Source organism: uncultured Sphingobacterium sp. (assembly GCF_964277905.1).
GTDB lineage: Bacteria > Bacteroidota > Bacteroidia > Sphingobacteriales > Sphingobacteriaceae > Sphingobacterium > Sphingobacterium siyangense.
On record NZ_CAXYKD010000025.1, the window covers coordinates 96,002 to 118,834 of the forward strand.

14 protein-coding genes are annotated in these 22,833 nt (G+C 39.3%); 11 read left to right on the forward strand and 3 right to left on the reverse strand.

Going from position 1 to position 22,833, the window contains the following annotated elements:
* Positions 1 to 7 precede the first annotated feature (7 nt).
* The 3 genes from ACHWSC_RS12045 to ACHWSC_RS12055 all read right to left on the reverse strand — a co-directional run bounded on the left by ACHWSC_RS12045 (position 8) and on the right by ACHWSC_RS12055 (position 4,224).
* On the reverse strand, positions 8 to 730 hold the full coding sequence (locus ACHWSC_RS12045) for a basic secretory protein-like protein (protein ID WP_201666722.1): 723 nt from the start codon (positions 728 to 730) through the stop codon (positions 8 to 10).
* A 10-nt stretch (positions 731 to 740) separates the two neighbouring features.
* Complete coding sequence (locus ACHWSC_RS12050; RefSeq protein ID WP_394676916.1) at positions 741 to 3,089, reverse strand: GH92 family glycosyl hydrolase; 2,349 nt, start codon at positions 3,087 to 3,089, stop codon at positions 741 to 743.
* A gap of 148 nt (positions 3,090 to 3,237) precedes the next feature.
* Positions 3,238 to 4,224, reverse strand: coding sequence for a LacI family DNA-binding transcriptional regulator (locus ACHWSC_RS12055; protein ID WP_394676917.1), 987 nt, complete (start codon positions 4,222 to 4,224; stop codon positions 3,238 to 3,240).
* A 387-nt stretch (positions 4,225 to 4,611) separates the two neighbouring features.
* Between ACHWSC_RS12055 and ACHWSC_RS12060 the strand changes: the two genes are divergently transcribed.
* The 11 genes from ACHWSC_RS12060 (at position 4,612) to ACHWSC_RS12110 (ending at position 22,831) form a co-directional block, all read left to right on the forward strand.
* Positions 4,612 to 6,045 carry an arylsulfatase gene (locus ACHWSC_RS12060; protein WP_394676918.1) on the forward strand — a complete coding sequence of 478 codons (1,434 nt, stop codon included), beginning with the start codon at positions 4,612 to 4,614 and terminating at the stop codon, positions 6,043 to 6,045.
* Positions 6,046 to 6,206: 161 nt separating this feature from the next.
* A complete protein-coding gene (locus ACHWSC_RS12065) occupies positions 6,207 to 6,782 on the forward strand; it encodes an RNA polymerase sigma factor (RefSeq protein ID WP_394676919.1) in 576 nt (191 codons plus the stop codon).
* 152 nt (positions 6,783 to 6,934) lie between these two features.
* Entirely contained in the window at positions 6,935 to 8,062 is a 1,128-nt protein-coding gene (locus ACHWSC_RS12070; protein WP_394676920.1) for a FecR family protein, read from the forward strand.
* 185 nt (positions 8,063 to 8,247) lie between these two features.
* Positions 8,248 to 11,823 carry a TonB-dependent receptor gene (locus tag ACHWSC_RS12075; RefSeq protein ID WP_394676921.1) on the forward strand — a complete coding sequence of 1,192 codons (3,576 nt, stop codon included), beginning with the start codon at positions 8,248 to 8,250 and terminating at the stop codon, positions 11,821 to 11,823.
* A gap of 12 nt (positions 11,824 to 11,835) precedes the next feature.
* Positions 11,836 to 13,752: a RagB/SusD family nutrient uptake outer membrane protein gene (locus ACHWSC_RS12080; RefSeq protein ID WP_394676922.1), complete on the forward strand. Its 1,917-nt coding sequence runs from the start codon at positions 11,836 to 11,838 to the stop codon at positions 13,750 to 13,752.
* Between the two features lie 55 nt (positions 13,753 to 13,807).
* Positions 13,808 to 15,082 (forward strand): DUF5000 domain-containing lipoprotein, encoded by a 1,275-nt coding sequence (locus ACHWSC_RS12085; RefSeq protein ID WP_200845686.1) that lies wholly within the window; start codon positions 13,808 to 13,810, stop codon positions 15,080 to 15,082.
* 6 nt (positions 15,083 to 15,088) lie between these two features.
* Positions 15,089 to 15,814 (forward strand): DUF4998 domain-containing protein, encoded by a 726-nt coding sequence (locus ACHWSC_RS12090; RefSeq protein WP_394676923.1) that lies wholly within the window; start codon positions 15,089 to 15,091, stop codon positions 15,812 to 15,814.
* A 200-nt stretch (positions 15,815 to 16,014) separates the two neighbouring features.
* Positions 16,015 to 16,572, forward strand: coding sequence for an RNA polymerase sigma factor (locus ACHWSC_RS12095; RefSeq protein ID WP_394676924.1), 558 nt, complete (start codon positions 16,015 to 16,017; stop codon positions 16,570 to 16,572).
* A gap of 209 nt (positions 16,573 to 16,781) precedes the next feature.
* Complete coding sequence (locus ACHWSC_RS12100; protein WP_394676925.1) at positions 16,782 to 17,897, forward strand: FecR family protein; 1,116 nt, start codon at positions 16,782 to 16,784, stop codon at positions 17,895 to 17,897.
* 34 nt (positions 17,898 to 17,931) lie between these two features.
* Positions 17,932 to 21,390: a SusC/RagA family TonB-linked outer membrane protein gene (locus tag ACHWSC_RS12105; protein WP_394676926.1), complete on the forward strand. Its 3,459-nt coding sequence runs from the start codon at positions 17,932 to 17,934 to the stop codon at positions 21,388 to 21,390.
* Between the two features lie 10 nt (positions 21,391 to 21,400).
* A complete protein-coding gene (locus ACHWSC_RS12110; RefSeq protein ID WP_394676927.1) occupies positions 21,401 to 22,831 on the forward strand; it encodes a RagB/SusD family nutrient uptake outer membrane protein in 1,431 nt (476 codons plus the stop codon).
* Positions 22,832 to 22,833: the final 2 nt, after the last annotated feature.

Below are 22,833 nucleotides of genomic sequence, written 5' to 3' on the forward strand. Positions count from 1 at the left end.
TTATGAATTATAGTTTGGGGTTTTGGCTATAATCGGCCCATAGCTCATCAATAGTTTTACCCGTCTCCACTTTCCAAAAAGCATCACTATAGCTTTTGCTACGCATCGCCGCATCCAATTTTTTGACAAAATCCTTCTTTATATGTAGATTGATCCAGTACAAAAAGCGCGCTGTAATACGATAAGAATCCGTGTATTTCTGCTTTTCGTTATATTCTGGCAGCTTCCAATTTGCTCCTGCATTATCTATTCCATCATCAAATCGCACAAAATCGGCTATCCCCTCGGTAATCCACCAAGGGCCCGCCCCGTCGGGGTATGCTTGGACAATATGCATTACCTCATGGGTAACCACATCAATATCGCCCGGATTTTTGGCAAACCAAGCTGGACTGTAGCGGACAATCCCGCCCGCTGTCGCTGCCACACCTTTATAGTCCGGATCAATAACGAAAGACACCTTTTTTATGGTCTTTTTATTATATTTCTTCGCTAGTTTAGGGTAGTTTGTAAAATATGCTGCTACTAACCTTTCTTTTAAAGGAGCACTAAAATCTTTGTCTTTATTTATCCAAATCAGCGTGTATCCACCTTTACTGATACTATCAACATCCACAGCCACCTTGCGGTCGTTTTCTGTATGTTTCCAGTTGTCCTGCGCGAAAAGTGAACAAGAGTATGCCAAGCCAAATACGGTAACAACTACTTTTAAGTTTTTAAAGTTTATCATAACCCAATGATTATTTCTTTTTGTTCGATTTCAACTTGATATTTGTTTGCAAATCCGTTGTCATTGAATAAGGCGCTGAATTTTTGGACGATCCCCTCGTATAATTGGGTTTTGCCGCCATGTCAAAATTAAGTGTGCCACCTTCATGCAATGCTTTGTGACTTAACCAGTTTTTACCATAATCCTTACCATTCATTTGCAATGTGTTTACATATACATTTTCAGCTGAGTTCTTTGGTGCATCAATAGTCAATGTCTTACCATTTTCAAATGTTAATGTCGCTTTTTTAAATAATGGAGCTCCGAGCACATATTCATCCGTCGCCGGACAAACAGGATAGAATCCAAGCGCTGAAAAAACATACCATGCAGAGGTTTGACCATTATCTTCATCACCGCAATAGCCATCAGGTGTAGGCTTATACATTCGGTCTATCACTTGACGTACCCAATATTGTGTTTTCCAAGGTTGGCCAGCATAATTGTACAAATATGGCATATGCTGAATTGGCTGATTACCATGTGCATATTGCCCCATATTCGCAACTTGCATTTCACGTATTTCATGGATAATACCACCATAATAGCTATCGTCGAAATCTGGAGACTGAACAAACACCGAATCCAACATGCTCACAAAAGTCTTTTCTCCTCCCATCAGATCGATCAGCCCCTGAACATCGTGAAATACGCTCCACGAATAATGCCAGCTATTTCCCTCTGTGAATGCGTCACCCCATTTCAATGGATTAAAAGGAGCCTGGAATTTTCCATCTTTATTCTTTCCACGCATAAGATTGGTCGATGGATCAAATAAATTCTTATAGTTCTGTGCACGCTTAGCATACAAATCAATCTCAGCCTTCGGACGGTTCAATGCTTTTGCCAATTGGTAGATCGTGAAATCGTCATAGGCATATTCCAATGTACGCGCTGCATTTTCATTGATTTTAACATCATATGGCACATAACCCAAACTATTGTAATATTCAACGCCTTTTCTTCCAACAGCACTCATTGGTCCTTCATTATTAGCACCGTGTTGTAAAGCCTCGTATAACTTATTGATATCATAACCGCGCAATCCCTTCATATAAGCATCCGAAACCACCGAAGCGGAGTTATTACCCACCATGATATCAGCATATCCCGGACTGCTCCATTCAGGAAGAAAGCCTCCTTCTAAATAGGCATTGAGAAGACCTTCCTGCATTTCCTTATTAATGGAAGGATACATAAAATTTAAGAATGGGTACAACGCTCTAAAAGTGTCCCAAAAACCTGTTCCTCCGAACAAATAACCGGGAAGTGTTTTTCCATTATATGGACTGTAATGTACAGCCTTTCCTTGCGCATCAATTTCATATAACTTGTTCGGGAAAAATAAAGTCCGATACATGGTCGAATAAAATGTACGCAGTTGATCAATATCATCACCCTCTACTTTAATCTTTCCTAAAGTGGAATTCCAGATCTGACGTCCGTCTTCTTTTACTTGATCGAAAGATTTGTTACCTAACTCATTTAAGTTTAATAAGGCTTGGTCGGCACTGATAAAGGAAGACGCTACTTTCACCTGTACTGGTTTCGTTTTGTCTTTTACCTTAAACCCTACAATTGCACCAGTGTGATCACCTTTGATCTGAAGTTGCCCATCCTTCTTCTCTTTGCCTTCCCAAGTAGCGACACTTGCAAAAGGCTGATCAAAAACCAAAACAAAATAGTTCTTGAAATTAGCTGGCAGCGGACCGCGTGCATATTTCGAAGAATAGCCAATTATCATATTTTTTTCTGGAATAATCTGAACTTCAGATCCCTTTTCATAAGCATCCAAAACAATATAAGCGTCGTCTGTTTTATTAAACGAGATCCTAAACATGGCTGCGCGTTCTGTTGGTGTCATCTCTGCAGTCACATCGTGATCCGCTAGATAAACCGAATAATAATACGGTTTTACAATCTCCGCTTTATGCGAAAACCAGCTCGCACGCTCATCTTGATCAAATACAGGCTTTCCAGTTACAGGCATGATAGAAAAAACACCGTAATCATTCATCCAAGGTGATGGCTGGTGAGTCTGTTTTAATCCACGAATCTTATCAGCGGTATATTGATACTGCCATCCGTCGCCATTTTTTCCTGTTTGTGGTGTCCACATATTCATTCCCCAAGGTCTCGCAATCGAGGGATAGGTGTTACCATTGGACAGCTCAAATTTGGATTCGGTACCCATTAATGGATTAACAAGATCGACAGCTTCTAGCTGCTGTCCTCTAAATTTCTGAGCCAAAACCGGTTTTGCGTAAAACAAACCCAAAGACAATAACGACCCTAGAAAAACACTTAAAGATTTCTTCATTATTTAGGATATATAAAAATATTTCTACTAAAACGTATTAGTAAAGATATAAAAAAGAATATTAAATCAAAATAAAGACCTGGAATTGGACAAACACGTCTTATGATTTTTACAATTCAATTTCTATATATTCATTTGTTGTCCCATTTTAGCGTCGCATCAATTTCGTTGAGATGATATATTCTTTTGGTGTGGATATCCCCTGATCTATTTCCTTTAACAAAACTTTCACACAAGTTTTAGCTAGAGCTTCCAATGGTTGTTGAATACAGGAAATTTTAGGATTCAAAATATCAAATAATTCATGGTCATCAAAAGAAAACATCGGAAAATTACAGCTATTCTCAGGTGCCGACCGTAATACCTTCAATCCGAGAATACAAAGATAATTTGTGGTAAAAAATAGACCATCTAAGCCTATCTGCTTAGCTGCCCAATTTTTCAACATACGTGAACCTTTCTGCTTCAAGTGCTGATAAGGTAATTGCAGTATGCGAGGTTCCATTCCGTATGTGTCACAAAACTCCAAATAAGCACGCTTACGTGCCAGCATTTGTGGTTGATCCGAATCGATGGTTACCAGCCCAAAATTTCTACAACCAATAGATTTCAAATAATCACATGCATTTTTCCCACTAACTTCATTGTCAATATGTACATAATGGGTTTCCACTGTTGGCGAATTTCTATCAAAAACTACCAACGGGACCTTATGCTCCAATATTTTGCGCTGATATTCTTCCAGATCTACTGTCGGGGCCAAAATAATACCCTCTACTTTCTTTTCCAACATCGAATCGATGATATCGCGTGCATTTTGCGAATCTCCAAGCGTACTACTGTAGAGGACGTGATAATCTTTCTTTCGGAACAATTCCTCTACATACAATGCAAATGGGCCAAAAAAAGAATCCCCAATATTCTCTACAATTAGACCAATGGTATTTGACCGCCCCGTTGCTAAACTCTTAGCGAGAGCATTGGGTTTATAGCCAACTTTTTCAACGTATGCAAGTACGCGGTTTTCCAATTCCTTGCTAATGCGTGCCCGCTCGGCTTTGTGGTTAATGACTAACGAAACAGTTGATTTAGACACATTGAGTTCCTGTGCTATTTCTTTAATTGATTTGGCCATAAGAGCATTTTCATAAAATTAGGGTGAAATTAGAAAATAAATATGAACATATCGGAGATTACAATTGATAGCACACAATAAATTATTACACAATCGTATGCGCGGGAGTCAAAAAAGGATCAGATTGACAATGAAGACTGTTTAACTAACACTATTATACTTTTATGAATGAAGACCGATATGGCCTAAAAGATATTTTTGCCTAGATTTAAACTTCATTCTTTATGAATAGCAAATGTCTATTACAAATAGATGTATAAAAAAGGAATACAAACCATTATTGATAACCATCAGAATTTCTTATAAAGATTAAGATGACCATTATCTAAATGAGTGGCTTATCCTAACCAACAAAGAGATTTGATTTGACGAATGAACTAGATGCAAATGAAAACACCTTTTATGTTATCTTTTCTGATGATGTTAACAGCCATGGTTGTAGCGCAAGAGAAAGACAAAAGACCCAATATCATACTTATTATGGCGGATGATCTTGGTTATGGAGACCTTGGGGTATATGGTCAGCAAAAAATTGAAACGAGGCATATTGATTCATTGGCTGCTAAAGGAATGAAATTTGATAACTTTTACGCTGGTACATCTGTATGCGCTCCGTCGCGGTCATCGTTAATGACAGGACAGCACACCGGCCATACCTATATACGCGGTAACAAAGAAATTGAGCCCGAAGGACAACAACCTCTAGCCGACTCTGTACAAACTTTTGCTATGCTTCTACAACAAGCAGGATATACAACCGGTGCGTTTGGAAAATGGGGACTTGGCATGGTCCATACAACAGGTGCTCCTGATCAAAAAGGATTCGATGAATTCTATGGCTATAACTGCCAACGTCAATCCCATCGCTACTACCCAACTCACCTCTGGCATAATAACGAAAGGATAGAACTCCACGGCAATGGTTTAATGGCCCAAGGACAGTATGCACCAGCATTAATCCAAGAAAAGATCTTGAAATTTATTGATGAAAATAAAGAAAAACCTTTTTTCCTTTATGTACCTACAGTTCTTCCTCACGCCGAATTATCAGGTCCGGATGACAAATATTATCAGTTATATGCAGACAGGTTTGATGAAAAAACACATAAAGGAAATGACTATGGCCCACAAGCGACTGTTCCCGGTTACGCTTCGGTAGAAAAACCGCATGCCATGTATGCGAGTATGGTAAGCCGTATGGATGCTTATGTCGGTCAAATTGTTGATCGCTTACGCGAAAACAAGCTATTGGATAATACAATTATCATTTTCACGAGCGACAACGGATCGCACAAAGAAGGCGGAGCCGATCCCAATTTTTTCAATAGCTCTGGCGGGTTACGCGGCAACAAACGCGACCTCTATGAAGGTGGCATCAAGACCCCTTTCATTGTTTATTGGCATGGTAAAGTTGCGGAAGGAAAAACCTCAAACTACCTGGGCGCTTTTTGGGATATTATGCCTACGATGGTCGAGCTTGCCGGGACAAAAAAACCGCATTATACAGACGGAATTTCATTTTTACCAACGCTGCTAGGTAAAAACAAGCAACAAAAACAGCACCAATACCTGTATTGGGAATTTCATGAAGATGGGGGACGTCAGGCCCTGCGTCAAGGAGATTGGAAACTTATCTTACAAAAAGTTACAAGTAGTCAACCTACAGCCGAGCTATATAATCTCAAACAAGATCCAAAAGAACAACACAATATTGCCCAGGAAAATCCAACGAAAGTAAAAGAATTACGTCAACTGATTGAAAAAGCGCATGTCGAAAGTGGTATTTTCCCATTAACAAGTGTAAACACGCACAAAAAATAAAACTAAGGTTTGGAGAGTAGCTAACTGCGTATTATTCCCCAAAAAACGATTAAAGTCACTGAAAATATAGCAATGTAGTAAGAACGCTAAAAAATAGAGATTATCTTTCCTGTAACAAGAAATCATATTTTTTTCGCTAAGTTTACTGTCCGAGTACACCCATGAAAAATCAAAAATCATATCAATATCACGAACTTCTCCCTCTTATACGTCAAGGGGACCAGCGAGCATTTGTTATATTATATGATCTATTTACGCCCGATTTAATTGCTTTTATTGCAAAAAAAGTTTCAAGCAGCGAAGTCGCTGAAGATATACTGCACGACCTTTTTATGTCAGTATGGAAAAATCGGGAAATGATTGAACAAATAGAATCTCTCCCGGCCTATCTATTTAGCTCCTGTAGATACCTCATCCTTGCTCATTATCGTAAGAATTTAAAATTAAAGGTATCATCTCTCGAATTTGAGGAGCTCGAACTGGAAGATGAAACCGTTGCAATAGAAGATAAACTCTATTATCGTTATATCATCGATATTGTCGCCAAAGAAGTCGAGAACCTTCCCGAAAAGTGCCGAGAAGTATTTAAATTGAGCCGTGACTTCTACATGAGCAACAAAGCTATTGCCCAACAGCTTAATATCAGCGAGTCTACCGTCGAAAAACACATTAATAAAGCAATCAAACATCTTCGAGCAGCGACAAGCCATTTATTTCATTTTACACTGTTTTTCTAGTCAACACCCGCCCCTTTTTAACAGGCATTTTCATAGATATTTTACCCATTTTAAAAAAAATACTTTTTTTTTCATTTTCGACTAGAGGTTCCACCTTATTTTACACACTTGTATAGTAACTGACCATTCCAATGGAACCTGTTATGAATCAAATGAACGAAATATACAAGCTGATTTCCGTCTTCTTGAACAGGAAGGATACTGTTCAAGATAGAAAAGAACTACTCGACTGGTTTGAAAAACAGTCCGAAAATGGCATTTCTGAGACTGAATTTGCGGATATTCAAAATAATACAAAAAAGAGCCTTATCAAGGAAATACAAAATCCGACAAGAAAGATTATACAGTTTCGTACAGTCAGGTATATAGCAATCGCCGCAAGTATACTGCTGATAGGTTTTTCGACCTTACAATTCTGGCCAAAGTCCGAGATCTTAGCGACCACAGCGCAATTGGCATCAATCCCGCCCGGTAAAGAAAGAGCAATCATTATCTTGGGAAATGGTAAACGAATAGATCTTGAACATCTTTCGCTCAATCAAAGCATACAAACAGGCGATGTCATTATAAAAAAGGATGGTAAGGGACAAATCAGCTATCATGATGTTAAAACAGGACAAATAAGTATACAAAAAAATAGCATGTATACGCCGAAGGGTGCCACCTATGACCTAACCTTATCAGATGGCACATTAGTGACACTAAATGCTGATTCGAAAATCTCTTACCCAACCTCCTTTGATAATGGAAACAGAGAAGTTGAATTACAGGGTGAAGCCTACTTTCATGTACAGAAAACAACCAATAAAAGCAAATTTATCGTTAAAACACGTGGTCAGAAAATTGAAGTTCTTGGAACCCGCTTTAATGTCAACGCATACCCTGAAACAGATAGAACACAAACAACCCTAGAGGAAGGGTCTGTGGTAGTCTCAGCACAAGATGTACCTCAATCCAATCTTTACCTAAAACCAAATGAGCAGGCTACTCTGCAACATGGCACACTAAATTCCCGCCACATAGATCTTGAAGAAGTATTAAGTTGGAAAAAAGGTCAGTTTTATTTCAATGGTAATAACACGGAAGAGGTAATGCAACAAATTGCCCGCTGGTATAATATTGACATTATCTACAGACGAAGTAAAAGCAAAGAACAATACACGGGCACAATTCCCCGCAATCTAAGTTTAAACAAATTGATTGAGCTGCTCAATTTTGCAGATATCAATACAAAAGCTTTGGTGGGTGACAATAGCCGAATTAAATTAATCATTACATAACCAATTGCTAAAATTATGAAAAGCACAAAACTGCCACCATAAATCCTTATTGATATACCAATAAAAAACGGACCCTGTTGGCGCAGAATCCGTAGTAGTAATTGGTATTAAAGCATCGTATAACATCTCAATTATTAATACATTAAAACCAAACGAATTTAATGAAATTTTCAATAACTCCGTTCATGAAGAAGGAGAGGGATTTTCATGAAGGTTTGTTGGGCGATCGCATGACGCCTAATAAAAGCCTTAAACGTGAAAAACAAATACCTTTTTTTGCGCGACCATTACCTAGATCTCTTATGAGGGTCAACTTAATCACTTTATTGATCGGCATAGGACTATCCCAAGTGGATGCTCATACCTATGCACAGCAAATTACGCTTAAAAAGCATAATGCAAGTCTTCAAGTTATTTTAAAAGATCTTGAGAAACAAAGTGGATATACTTTCTTCTATAAAAAGAATGAAATATCTGCCAATAAAGACATCTCTATCGATGTAAAAAACCAGCCATTTTCACAGGTTTTAAAAATTGTATTGGGGAATGCAGATTTTACTTACGATTTCTTTGACAAAACAATTGTCATTAAGAAAAAAAATGAACCGCTGAGAGATGACCTTAACAAGATTATTAGCAAACCAATAATCAATAAGAGTTTAGACCTACAGCAAGAAACTCAAGTAACAGGTTCTGTCAGTGACACCTTAGGCAGAAAACTTACCGGTGTAAGTGTAAGTATCAAAGGGAAATCAGGCCTTGGTACAGCAACAGATATCAATGGAGCTTTTGTACTAAAAGTACCCGCTAATGCGACCCTGATTTTCACAATGGTTGGATATGACCCACAGGAAGTTGCTATTAACGGAAAATCAAAATTTGACATCATATTAAAAGAATCTGCATCAAGTTCTATTGACGAAGTCGTTGTTACAGCATTTGGTCAACGCTCCAAGAAGAGCGACCTTATTGGTTCCGTTTCATCACTTAGCCCCAAAGAATTACGTGCACCGGTAAGCAATCTTACGGCAGCATTACAAGGCAAAGTTGCCGGTGTCGTTTCATTTCAACGTAGCGGAGAGCCGGGAGGTGATAATGCCGATTTCTTTATTAGAGGTGTAGGTACTTTTGGAACAAATAACAAGCCGTTAATCCTTGTTGACAATATGGAGGTAACAGCGGATGATTTGGCACGTATTCCAGTTGATGACATCGAAAACTTTTCGATATTACGTGATGCCACCGCATCAGCCGTGTATGGCTCTCGTGGAGCAAACGGAGTTGTCCTCGTGACAACAAAGGTAGGACGTGACGGACCTGCAACGATCAGCTTTAGAGCCGAACAACGAATATCAACACCTACCCAAACGTTGAAATTTGCTGATCCTGTCACTTGGATGAAAATGTACAATGAGGCTGTTACAACACGTGACCCCTTGGGGGTAGAACCTTATGGGCAATATAAAATTGAACGCACCGCTGCTGGAGATGATCCTATCACCTACCCAGCAGTAGATTGGCTGAATGCCCTCACTAAGAAAACCACAACAACCCAAAACTACAACTTAAGTGTATCTGGCGGTGGACAAATTGCTACTTATAACGTGAGTGGAAATTTTACCAATGATAATGGTCTACTTAAAATGGATGCCTTGAACAACTTTAACAATAACGTTAATTTCAAGGTTATGAACCTGCGGAGCAATATTGGTATCAACCTAACCAAATCAACATTCGCTATGGTTCGCACCGTGGCCAATCTGCAAAACTACAGTGGTCCACCGACAAATGGAGCAGAGGCCTATAATCTTGCACTTCGTGCAAATCCTGTTTTATTTCTCCCTGTATATCAAGCTGGTCCTAGTCAGTCCTATATTCAGCATCCACTCTTCGGAAATGCCGATAAGGGACAGTATGCCAACCCTTACGCACAGATTATGCGCGGATACTCGGAAAGAAAGCGAAGTGATATTCAGGTACAATTGGAATTAAAACAAGATTTTTCAACAATTCTTTTGGAAGGTCTTAATTATAGAGGACTCTTTAACCTAAGTAGAAATTCTTATTTTGCCCAATCACGCCAGTACAACCCGTTTTATTATGAACCAATAGGAACCGATCCAAAAAACAACTCTTTGCTCTTTCGCGAGATCAATCCTGAAACAGGAACAGAATATCTCGACTTTGTTCCTGGAGAAAGAACCCAATCTGCTGTTTTCTATATGGAGAATCAGCTCTCCTATCAACGGACCTTTAATGAGAAACATAATGTATTTGGAATGTTGATCAACACCATTCGGGATAATGTCAAAACACCCGTCGACAATAACATTTCCCTAATCAATACGCTTCCCAACAGAAATGTGTCCTTATCAGGTAGTTTCACCTATGGTTATGATAATCGTTATCACGCTCAATTTGCTTTTGGATATAATGGCTCGGAGAAGTTTTCGGACAAATTTCGTTGGGGATTTTTCCCTTCCTTCGGTTTAGCATGGAATGTCTCCAATGAGCAGTTTTTCGAACCAATTAAGGACGTCGTAAGTAATTTAAAATTCCGCTTCACTCGTGGTGTTCTCGGGAATGACCAGATACTTGATACTCGATTCTTCTATCTTTCGGATGTCAATCTTAATAGCACAGACTATGGTTATTCCTTTGGATTACCTGCCGAGTCAGGGCGTAGAACCGTCAATGGTATTGTGGTCAATCGGTATGCCAACCCCGACATTAGATGGGAAATTTCCAAACAAACCAATTTAGGAATTGACTTAAGCTTATTTAAAGGCGCATTAACATTCACAGGTGATTTTTATCAGCAAGAACGCGACAATATCGTTCAAGCACGTTCATTATCCTCAATCAATGGTCTAACCGCCTCTGTTTTTGCCAATGTCGGAAAATATAAGAGTAAGGGATTTGACGGAGAATTGGTCTACAATAAGTCTGTTAACAGTGATTTATGGTTCCAAGGTAGAGGAACATTCACTTTTGCAACTGGGGAATATGCATTTTTCGAAGAGCCAGCGTATAAAAACGAGTACCGTCAACGTCAAGGAACTTCCGTCAGCAATCAGTTCGGTTATATAGCGGAGCGCTTGTTTATTGATGACAACGAAGTCTATAATAGTCCTGCCCAAGAATTCGGATCAACAGTCCGTGGTGGAGATATCAAATACTTGGACGTTAACCGAGATGGTTTAATCAATGACGACGACCGCATGCCAATTGGCTATCCTACGACTCCAGAAATAAATTATGGATTTGGTTTAAGCACTGGCTATAAAGGTTTCGACTGCTCGTTCTTTTTTAGCGGAGTTGGAAGAACATCGTTATTTATTAATCCAACAACGAATAATACGAGCAGTCCATTGAGTCGAGGAATTGCTCCATTCGGTGTTGAAACATCACCCAACGCTGTCTTCCAAGAATGGGCAAATAACTATTGGTCCGAAGACAATAAAAATATCTATGCAGCATGGCCTCGTTTAAGCGTAATGCCAATGGCCAACAATACGGTTCAAAGTACTTTTTGGATGCGTAATGGCAGTCTGCTTCGGTTAAAACAAGTCGAATTAGGCTACACATTCAACAAAAAACTAACGCAACGATACAAATTCAAAAACCTACGTATTTATGCCAGTGCAACAAATCTATTGCGATTTAGCTCTTTCAAATTATGGGATCCTGAAATGGGTGGTAATGCGCTAAACTATCCGCTGCAAAGGGTATTTAACATTGGTATCAATGCTAATTTATAAGAAACTATGAAAATGAGATTTAAGAAAAGTATAATCGCGTTAGGGTTGTTCGTAGGTCTTTCGACCTCCTGTAATAAGTTTCTGGATGTTGTTCCAGATAATGCACCTGTACTCGACCAAGCATTTGCAATGCGTACAATGGCCGAGCGTTATTTAGTGACTTGCTATAGTCAATTACCACAAAGCTTTTCGATGACCAATAACCCAGGCTGGCTCTCTGGAGATGAATTTTGGTTAAACTCCGAATCGACCTATTCGGGGTACTTCAATTGGAGAATCGCTTTGGGTAACCAAAATGGCGACAACCCCCTATTAAATGCTTGGGATGGGAACAATGGAGCAACAAATCTTTGGGTGGGTATCACAAACTGCAATACATTTCTCGACAATATTATGTCGGTACCGGATATGACAGACGAAGAGAAACAGATGTGGATCTCAGAAGTCAAATTTTTGAAAGCCTACTATCACTTTCTCCTAATGAAACAGTACGGTCCAGTACCTATCCGAGACAAGAATATCCCTATCTATGATAGCCCGGGATCTTCTCAGTTGCCTCGAAATAGTGTAGATGAATGCTTCAACTATGTTATCGGTATGATTGATGAATCCATCCCCAATTTAATGGATGACGTGACTGCGGTGAACAGTGAAACAGGACGCATTACAAAAATCGTCGCCAAAGCAATGAAGGCTGAGATATTGGTTTATGCCGCCAGTCCTCTTTTCAATGGAAATGTTGGTACGGAAGCTTCTATTAAAAACAGCGATGGGAAAGAGTTATTTAATCATACCTATTCAGCTGAAAAATGGCAATTGGCAGCAAAAGCTTGTAAAGAAGCCATCGATTTTGCTACTGAACATGGTAAGAAATTGCATACCTGGACGCCCACTGGAGGATTCACGCCTCAAGCGAGTACACAGTTTCAAATGAATATTCGAGAAGCATATAACGAAAATACCGACAACCCTGAAGTATTATGGCTAGATACAAAATCAACCGCTAATGGAACCATTCAAGGTTATTTTATGCTACCTCGCTATACCGCCAATGCAACATCGGGAACCTTGTTGGGCTTTATGTCTGCAACAATAAATATTGTTGAAAAATTTTATTCAAACAATGGCGTCCCTATTGAGGAGGATATTACTTATCCATATACATCGAGATTCGATTTGATTACAGTTCCCAACACAGATGCTTATAAATACGATTTGGTCGCCGGGAAACAAACCGCCCGGATGAATCTAAATCGGGAAAATAGATTTTATGGCACCTTAATGTTTGATGCCGGACGTGTATTTATGTTGCAAGCCGGTTCGGATGCAAATGCCTACAATATTGATCTCAAATATTCGGGATCTTCGGGAAAAGTGGACCCCACACGATTCAATTGGACAGGATATGCCTCAAAAAAACATTATAATTATCGAAGTACAGTTGGCGCAAGTAATGCATATACTGCGCGAGTATTTGGCCATCCGATCATGCGTTTAGCCAATCTTTACCTTTACTATGCAGAAGCATTAAACGAAGCAAATGGACCCTCAGCAGAGGCTTATTCCTACATTGATGCTATCCGAACGCGCAGTGGCCTTAAAGGTGTCGTTGAATCATGGCAAAACTACTCTTCTGCGCCAAATAAACCTGCGACCAAAGATGGACTGCGTGAAATTATCAAACGTGAACGTACCAATGAGTTTGCTTTGGAAGGTGTACGCTTTTGGGATCTTCGCCGTTGGAAAGATGCCGTCAAAGAACTAAACAATCCAATTTTAGGATGGGATATCAATCAATCATCCGAAGGCTCTTACTATCGGACAACACTATTATATACACGGTCATTTATGGATCGGGATTACTTTTGGCCATTGAGCTTAAATGAAAGAAGACGTAACCCAAATCTTGTCCAAAGTGCAGGATGGTAATTTAAATTACAAATATCGCATAATGAAAAATTTAATAAATAAAACCGCTCCAATCATGCTAGCAATCCTTTTGATGGCTCCATTACTATGGACAAGTTGCAAGGAAGACATAGGCATTACCGCAGCAAGACAAGGAGAAAAACCGAATACCTTAAAGAACCTTGCCTATGAAGAAGCTCCTGGCGGAGCAAAGATCAGCTACGATTTACCTACTTCAGCAGACTTGCGCTATGTCAAGGCAACCTATACATTAGAAAATGGAAAAGAAATGGTCACCAAGGCCAGCATATACGATAACCAACTTGCTGTGCAAGGATATGCTGCGATAGGTGAACATGAAGTTAAACTTGTTGCTGTCTCAGTTGGTGACGTGGAATCCGATCCTGTTACCATTAAAATCAAGACAGGAAAGCCCAATTATATCATCTTAGCCGAATCGTTTAAATCTAACGATTTTTTCTATAGTACATTTGGTGGGGTAAACCTCAAATTTGAAAATAAAGATGCTGCAAATATCATTTTAAGCGTATTCAAATATGGTGAAAATCCGACCACCAAAGAGATCGGCTGGAATGTCCTGAACGAGACCTATACAAAATCCAAAGAAGGTGTTATTCGGGTTCGTGGAGAACAACCGATCGCAACAACCTACGGTATTGTAATACGCGATCAATGGGGTAACGTATCAGACACCATTCGTCGCAATTTAACACCACAAGAAGAATATGAAATCAACAATTTACTGATCTATAATGGCATCACGGCCTATAGCGATATGAATAGAAATGGTGATTACATCAGCAATTACAATGCACAAAGCGGAAGTGCCGAAATGCAGGTATCACTATTTGATGGGATTGAAGGATCACCATATTATATCACAAACAAGCAGTGGTGGGGTAAGGCTGCTCCGATCCCATTCCAATTCACGTTGGATGCGCGTAAAAAGGCACAGGTAAGTCGGGTCAAACTTTGGGGTCGAAACGACAATTATGGACTATTGTTTCAAGCTACACACCCAAAAGAATTCGAACTTTATGGCAGTAATTCACCTGCACAAGATGGTTCATGGGATTCTTGGACATTACTCGGAACATTTGAAGGCGTCCGTCCATCCGGCCTAGCCTTTGGCACTAACGCAAATAGTGAGGATCAAGATTATGCACGTAAGGGAGAAGATTTTGAAGTAAACTGGGACAACCCGAGCGGATTCAAATATTTCCGCATAAAAGTAAACTGTACATGGAACGGCGTTAGAGAACAACCTCTAGGTAATGCCCTCACAGTTGCGATATCGGAGTTGAAATTATATGGAAAATACGTAGACTGATAAATTATGAAAAAGATATTGAATTATATGCTGATCGTATTGGGCACTGTCCTTTTAACCTACAGTTGCAAGCCATCAGACTATTATTATGGGGAATACCTAAAAAATGGGGAAATTTACTATCCGGGTCGCGTAGATTCGCTATCTATTATCCCCGGTAACCAACGAGGGATACTACGTTTTAAGGTAACGACAGACCCCAAAGTGAATAGTGTTAGAGTCTATCTAAGGAGCAGTCTCTCGCCTACGGCAGAAGTAAAAAATTATCCGATAGAAGGCAGCGAACATGGTAAAATCAAACTTATCACCTTAGATGCACTTTCGGAAGCAACATATACGGCAAACGTTTATTCATTTACCAGTCAAGGTGATAGCTCTCGATCTGTTGCCTCGAGTCAGTTTATTTACGGTCAGAGTTATATACGTACCCTTGTAAATCGTTCATTTTCAAAATTTGACAAAGCGAACGCCAGCGAGCATTTCCTAGTATTGGCACGAGAGAACAATTTGCCCAGACAGGGCACATTTTATCCAATGCAATTTACAGAGGTTACCTATCGTAACAATTCCGGCGATTCCACGACTGTGCGTATTACACCCTATGAGGATTTTGCAAGTTTAAAAAATATTGCAAGTCCAAGCACGGTCAAGTATAGGACTGTTTACAAACCTGTACAAGCTTCTATCGACTATTTTTATACCGCTTTTACAGAACAGGAATATAGCAAATAACAAGAATACCAACAAAATTGTAACTATTGCGACGATACTTGGTAAGGTAAATAATTGGGATTTCCTTACATGCATTTTTTGATCCCGTAGATTACAACAGAAAAGGTTAGACGGAAACGCTTCCCAAGCAGTTCCCTGTCTAACCTTTTTTAACTATCTTTTTTTTAGATACATTTGTACCATAATTGGGGAACTAAAAGATGGATAGTACAATTGCACTTTGGCTGAAACAAATCGCAGAAGGCGACCGAACTGCATTCGATGCACTATACAATCATTTCTGGAAAACAATCTACCAATATGTTTACCCCAAAACTAAAAATACAGAAGTAACAGAGGACATTCTACATGATCTATTCCTGAGTATTTGGAAAAACCGGAGTAGATTGCAAGAAATCAATAACATCGAATCCTACCTCAAAACTGGCGCACGCTACCTCACCTTCTCCTACTTCAATAAAAATAGCGAACAGCATATGGTGGATATCGATAAAGTAGATATCATCCTCGATGATGCGCCAATCGAAGATCGCTTACATTACCGCTATCTATTGGACCTCATTCAAGAAGAAATACAAAATCTTCCTGAACGTTGCCGAATTATTTTCAATGAAAGCCGCATCAACCACAAATCCATCAACCAGATAGCCCTAGAATACGGCCTATCAAAAAGTACCGTTGAGAATCAAATAAACAAAGCTCTCAAACGTTTACGCCTAGTTACCAAAGACTTCCACACCTTTCTCTCATTTTTTTAATTTTTTTTCATTTTAGCGTAGGTGCTTTCAGTTTTTTCGATGACTATATCTATACAAGGCTAACCAAACGACCTGTGAAGTCATCATGATGTATTCAAGTGATACAGGATAATGCATATCACTGATAACTCAATCATAGCTGAAACAGTCGAAGGCAACATAAATCTCTTAAAGAGACTGCTTACTAATGAATAAACAGATTTAACTAGATGAAAGTACCTAATACGCTGCAAAAACTAATCAAAAACTATCTATTGGGCTTTGAGAATAAAGCCGAATACGATACCTTGAAAAAATGGTTTGAAGAAGCCGAGTCAAACAACATGCCCACGGATAACGATATTCAAGCAAGTCAGCACCGTATACTACAACGTCTAAATCATAGTATGGCATTCCCTGAACCTAAATCAATTGGCTATAGGTATGGGATTCGTATAGCGGCTTCGATTACGATTGCGCTCGGTTTTGCCATGGGCTACTTCTACTATCAGCATGCAGTGTTCGATAAAATAGCTCCTGCGCAAGTAGCCATGATACGCCCCGTCCAGGAAAATGTACAGCTTACTTTTGAAGATGGAGCAGTCGTCATACTCAATAACCAAGGTAAAGCTACCCAAGCTATTGAAGGCGTTCAGGAAATCAAAAACGGAGAACTTGTCTATAATGACAACGCAAATCACATCGTTCAAAATACGCTTTCAACACCTCGGGGACAACTATTTAAAATTGTACTTCCCGATGGAACCAAAGTATGGATGAATGCGAACAGCTCCTTGAGCTACCCCTCGAAATTCATAGGCCCAGAGCGTTTAGTTGAATTACATGGTGAAGCCTATTTTGAAGTTAGCAAAAATCCGGAACAACCGTTCATTGTAAAAACAACCGATCAACAAGTCAAAGTTTTGGGTACACATTTCAATATCAATGCCTATGATAATGATCTTACGACGCAGACAACACTTGTTGAAGGTAAAGTTGAAGTACAACATCAGCAGCAGAAAATACTCTTGACCCCCAACCAGCAAGCGAATTTTAAAGGCACTGCGCTCAGTAAGAAAAATGTGGATGCCGCCGAGTATATAACCTGGCGTGAAGGTTATTTTACCTTCCATAATGCCACAGCAAATGAAATCATGCAACAGTTGGCAAGATGGTACGATCTCAACGTCCGTCTTGACGACTCGGAAATAAACGAACGATTCAGTGGAAAAATCAATAATCAGATGAATTTGCAGGAAATCCTAACCGTCCTCCAAACTGCTGGATTGAATTTCGACATCGTACAGAATAAAAATCAACAAAAAACAATCCTACTGAAAAACTAAATTATTAATACTGAACTTATAAAACATTAACCTAATGCAAAACAACAGGAAGGCCAAACCTTCGGTCCCATGGGATAACCATGTCCAAATTCCAGCAAACTCCGATGCCATCACCTGGCCTCGGGCTATTGTGGAGAGCAGTAATGACAGCAAATTACCCACCGTATTTAACCGAAAAGACAAACTGCGTTTTCACCTTGTTTCGGCGCTTTTGACCATCAGCCTGATGCAGCTCCACGGAACTACCAATGCGCAGCGCATCTCTATCAATTCAAATCAGTTGTCTATCAAGCAAGTTTTCCAGCAACTGGAAAAACAGTCTGGCTATAGTTTTTTCTATAAAGACGTCATTCTCGAAAAAATTAAGGATACGGGTGTTAGACTCGAAAATAGCTCCCTTCAGCAAGCTTTAGATGCCATTCTTAAACCAAATGGTTTGGATTATGAGGTTGTTAATATGACGGTGGTGATTAAACCAGCGCCAAAAAAGAGCTCGAATAACAGCAATGTGAGCCAAATCCGGCAACAGTACATTACTGGAAAGGTACTTGATGAAAACGGAAAACCAATTGAAGGAGCATCCATACGCCAAAAAAATGACGATAGGAAATCAGTTAAAACCAATACAGATGGAGTATTCCATCTACCTATCATTTCAATAAATGAAATGCTCGTTGTCTCCTTCATTGGCTACGAAAATCAGGAAATTAAAGCAACCTTGTCTATCAATGGAATGTTTATCAAACTTCGCAAGAAGGACAACATGATCGAAGAAGTCGTAGTTACAGGAACGGGAATCAATAGAAATAAAGACAGCTTTACAGGTACGACCACAAAATTCTCTGGTGCTGAATTAAAAGCAGTAAGCAACAACAATATTATTCAAAGTTTGAAGACATTGGATCCTTCTTTTTTGCAAATTGAGAATAATTTGGCAGGATCAAATCCCAATGTCATGCCGGTGATCGAAGTTCGCGGCAAGAGTAGTATCCCTAGTTCCACGCTAACGGACCAGTTCGGGGCTGATCCCAATCAGCCACTATTTGTATTAGATGGATTTCCAACGACAATACAGACTATTGTTGATCTAGACATGAATCGCGTCGCATCAGTAACCATATTGAAAGATGCTGCATCAACAGCGTTATATGGTTCACAGGCATCTAACGGAGTTGTTGTTATAGAGACTGTAAAACCCAAACCTGGTGAATTACAGTTTACGTACACACAAGATTTTAGATTCGAAATGCCCGATTTGTCCGCATACAATATGATGAATGCGACTGAAAAATTGGAATTTGAGAGGCTCTCCGGACGTTACAACTCATCAGTAAGCCCAACACATCAAATCTATCTCGATAGCCTGTACAATCAACACCTCAAATTTGTAAAAAAGGGAGTTAATAGTTACTGGTTAAGCGAACCGCTACAAAATGGCTTTTCGACTAACAACTCAATTAATGCCGCAGGTGGCGACGAAACTTTTATCTACAACCTGGGCTTAAACTATCGGACAGGAAAAGGAGCGATGATTGGATCAGGTAGGGATAGTTATAGCGGTAGTATCAACCTAACGTATCGAAAAAACAAAGTAAATATCAACAATATTACCTACATCAGAGGCAACAAGACAACCGAATCACAATACGGCTTATTTTCTACCTGGGTAAATACAAATCCATATTATGAAAAAAATTGGGAAAACCCCTTTTTGGAAATTAGTCGAAAATCCAACTCTTCCGTCGGTTTCTATATTTCCAACCCATTATATGATGCCATGCTACCGCAATATAATAAATCCAAAAACTTGGAGGTACAGAATAACTTTAATGCCAACTATGACATTACCAGTTATCTAAGAGCGAATGCCGCGCTACAAATAACAAAAGGGACAACAGAAGGAAAAATCTATAAATCGCCCGAGATGAGCGATTTCTTTGAAACACCAACCTTACGGAAAGGAAGATATACGGACAGTCGAAATAACAATTTTTCCTATCAAGGAAATTTTATGTTGACCTTTTATAAAGCCTTCGCACAGAAGCATCAATTAAATGCCAACTGGCGCAATACAATCGCGGAAAACAAAAACGATGCCTATCAAACTATCGCTGAAGGATTTCCTGCAGGAAACACGGGCAATCCACGTTTTGCCTATAGTTATTTACTCGATGGCGCTCCACTAGCATCGAGTAGCACATATCGTACGGTCAATACAACCCTAAGCGCAAATTATTCTTATGATAACCGCTACCTATTTGATATCGTGTACAGACTTGATGGATCAACGGCTTATGGAAGTAATAAGCAATTCTCTCCATATTATGCCGTAGGTCTAGGTTGGAATATTCATAAAGAATCATTTGCCAAAAGAATGCCTTGGATAAACTCTTTACGACTAACAGGAAATGTGGGTATAACAGGCAATCAGAACTTTGCTAATATCAGCTCAATTTCGCTATACAACTATACAAGTGCTAATTACAATCAATTCGGCCAGGGGGTAACACTTAATATGTTGGGGAATCCCAATTTAGAACCCCAAAAGACACAACAGATCAGCACTTCCCTAGATTTCAGCCTATTCAACAATCGTTTTACAGGTTATATCAATGCCTATAACAAGAAAACAGATCCATTAATCGTTCCGGTAGACTTACCATCCTCAACAGGTGTATTTTCCTATCCCTATAATATAGGTAGCCTGACTTATAAAGGATTAGAGACTAAGCTGACAATATATCCGGTTTATAATCTTGAAAAAGGTATTACCTGGAATATTGGTGTCACAGCAGCAAGTTACAAAAGCCAATACGGCGGATTTGGCGACATCCTGAGAACCCTCAACAAACAGCAGGAAACATCGAAATCCCTAATCAGATATATAGATGGGAATAGTGCTGAGGCCATTTGGGCGACCAAATCTTTGGGAATTGATCCAACTACGGGAAAAGAAGTTTTTTTGACGAAAGATGGACAATATACTTTTGATTATAGCGCTGCTGATGTCGCTAATGTCGGGAATTCAGCCCCTAAAGTAGAAGGGGTAATCTCTACAAATCTTCGAATTAAAGGATTTACATTTGGAATAGGCCTGCGTTATAGATTAGGCGGCGATATCTTCAATACAGCATTATTTGACAAAGTGGAGAATATTAACTTCACCAACATTGTAAATAACCAGGACAAACGAGCACTATATGACCGATGGCAACAACCAGGAGATATTGCACAATTTAAAGCAATCTCCCAAACGACAACTACACCGATATCGTCGCGATTTGTCCAATCCTTAAACACGCTCAGCAGTGAAACCTTAAACATCGGTTATCTCTTTGACAAAGGTCCTTGGCTACAGAGCATGAAACTAAAATCACTATCTGTCAACTTGATGGCCAATGACTTCCTTTATTTTTCCACCGTCAGAAGAGAACGCGGTATATCCTACCCTTATGCTAGAACATTCGCCTTCTCTTTCAGAGCATCATTTTAATTATTGACTTATGAAACGCACTATTAAAATACTCCTAATTCTGTTGACAACGGTAACGTTTTTCTCCTGTAAAAAATTTTTAGATGTTCAACCGGAAGACAAAGTCTCAGAATCGCAGCTATATAGCTCCAAAAACGGTATTAGATCCGTGCTCAATGGCATCTATTTAGATCTTGCGGCAAGCCAATTATATGGAGATAACCTGACGCTTTCTACAATCGAAATTCTTGGTCAGCGCTATAATATCAGTTCAGAGCACAATCAATATAAGATTTCAACTTACGCATATAAAGATAAACCAACTGTTGACCGAATGGAAGCTATCTGGTCTACTGCATATGCAACGATCCTGAATATTAATGTCTTCTTGGAAAACCTTGATAAATACAAAGGCGTGCTTGATCAATCCACAGAAAATGGTTATCGCGGAGAAGCAATTGCCATGCGCGCATTCCTGCATTTTGATCTATTACGTTTATATGGCCCCCGATATTCAACGGTAGATTCTACCAAGCAAAGTTTGCCTTATTATAAAAACAGTAAAACTGAAGTAAATCCTTTATTGCCTGCCAATGAGTTTATGGACAATGTAATATCAGATTTAAACATCGCTGAAACTTTACTTCAAAACGACCCTATTATCACCACCGGTGTAAATATAGCCAATCCAGAAGACTTGGTTGACTTTCTTAGCAATAACAGAAATTATCGGTTTAATTTTTATGCCATAAAAGGCATCAAAGCACGAGTATATCTATATCGTGGCGATAAAACCAACGCATTAACTACAGCTAAAGAGGTGATCGCTGCAAGCGACAAGTTTCCATGGACGACTTCCGCCAATGCTCTAGTTGAAAAACAAAATCCCGATCGCGTATTTTCAACAGAAATGCTGTTTGGCGTGATGAACTCCCAACTATACAATCGTTATCTAACCTGGTTCGATCCTTCCATTAGTGAAAGGCAAATATTGGCTCCAACGCCAAGTCGCTTAGCAACCGTATACGAAAATAATGAAAATGATTATCGATACAATTTAAACTGGCAGATGCCTTCCAATGGATCAAAACCATATAAAACTTTTCTTAAATACGCAGATATCGTCGACAAGACCAAAACTTTTCGTTTCAGCATTCCTCTGCTCAAAATAAGCGAAATATATTATATCGCAGCCGAATGTGAGCCCAATACTGCCGACGGAATAGCTCTGCTCAATATAGTCCGCGCCAACCGCGGCTTATTACCTTTGGCAACAACGGTAAACATTTCGACCGAGCTACAAAAAGAGTATCAAAAGGATTTATTCGGAGAAGGACAGCTTTTTTATTACTACAAGCGAAGAAACGTAACCTCCGTGGCCAATGGCTCAGCAACAAGTGGCAACGTAACGATAAACTACAACGTTCCTCTCCCAGACTCTGAATCTATTTATAGACAATAAAA

What these genes read in the sequence shown, in the direction of transcription:
- ACHWSC_RS12045 (WP_201666722.1), bottom strand. Translation starts at nt 730, where the DNA reads ATGATAAACTTTAAAAACTTAAAAGTAGTTGTTACCGTATTTGGCTTG.
- ACHWSC_RS12050 (WP_394676916.1), bottom strand. Translation starts at nt 3,089, where the DNA reads ATGAAGAAATCTTTAAGTGTTTTTCTAGGGTCGTTATTGTCTTTGGGT.
- ACHWSC_RS12055 (WP_394676917.1), bottom strand. Translation starts at nt 4,224, where the DNA reads ATGGCCAAATCAATTAAAGAAATAGCACAGGAACTCAATGTGTCTAAA.
- ACHWSC_RS12060 (WP_394676918.1), top strand. Translation starts at nt 4,612, where the DNA reads ATGAAAACACCTTTTATGTTATCTTTTCTGATGATGTTAACAGCCATG.
- ACHWSC_RS12065 (WP_394676919.1), top strand. Translation starts at nt 6,207, where the DNA reads ATGAAAAATCAAAAATCATATCAATATCACGAACTTCTCCCTCTTATA.
- ACHWSC_RS12070 (WP_394676920.1), top strand. Translation starts at nt 6,935, where the DNA reads ATGAACGAAATATACAAGCTGATTTCCGTCTTCTTGAACAGGAAGGAT.
- ACHWSC_RS12075 (WP_394676921.1), top strand. Translation starts at nt 8,248, where the DNA reads ATGAAGAAGGAGAGGGATTTTCATGAAGGTTTGTTGGGCGATCGCATG.
- ACHWSC_RS12080 (WP_394676922.1), top strand. Translation starts at nt 11,836, where the DNA reads ATGAGATTTAAGAAAAGTATAATCGCGTTAGGGTTGTTCGTAGGTCTT.
- ACHWSC_RS12085 (WP_200845686.1), top strand. Translation starts at nt 13,808, where the DNA reads ATGCTAGCAATCCTTTTGATGGCTCCATTACTATGGACAAGTTGCAAG.
- ACHWSC_RS12090 (WP_394676923.1), top strand. Translation starts at nt 15,089, where the DNA reads ATGAAAAAGATATTGAATTATATGCTGATCGTATTGGGCACTGTCCTT.
- ACHWSC_RS12095 (WP_394676924.1), top strand. Translation starts at nt 16,015, where the DNA reads ATGGATAGTACAATTGCACTTTGGCTGAAACAAATCGCAGAAGGCGAC.
- ACHWSC_RS12100 (WP_394676925.1), top strand. Translation starts at nt 16,782, where the DNA reads ATGAAAGTACCTAATACGCTGCAAAAACTAATCAAAAACTATCTATTG.
- ACHWSC_RS12105 (WP_394676926.1), top strand. Translation starts at nt 17,932, where the DNA reads ATGCAAAACAACAGGAAGGCCAAACCTTCGGTCCCATGGGATAACCAT.
- ACHWSC_RS12110 (WP_394676927.1), top strand. Translation starts at nt 21,401, where the DNA reads ATGAAACGCACTATTAAAATACTCCTAATTCTGTTGACAACGGTAACG.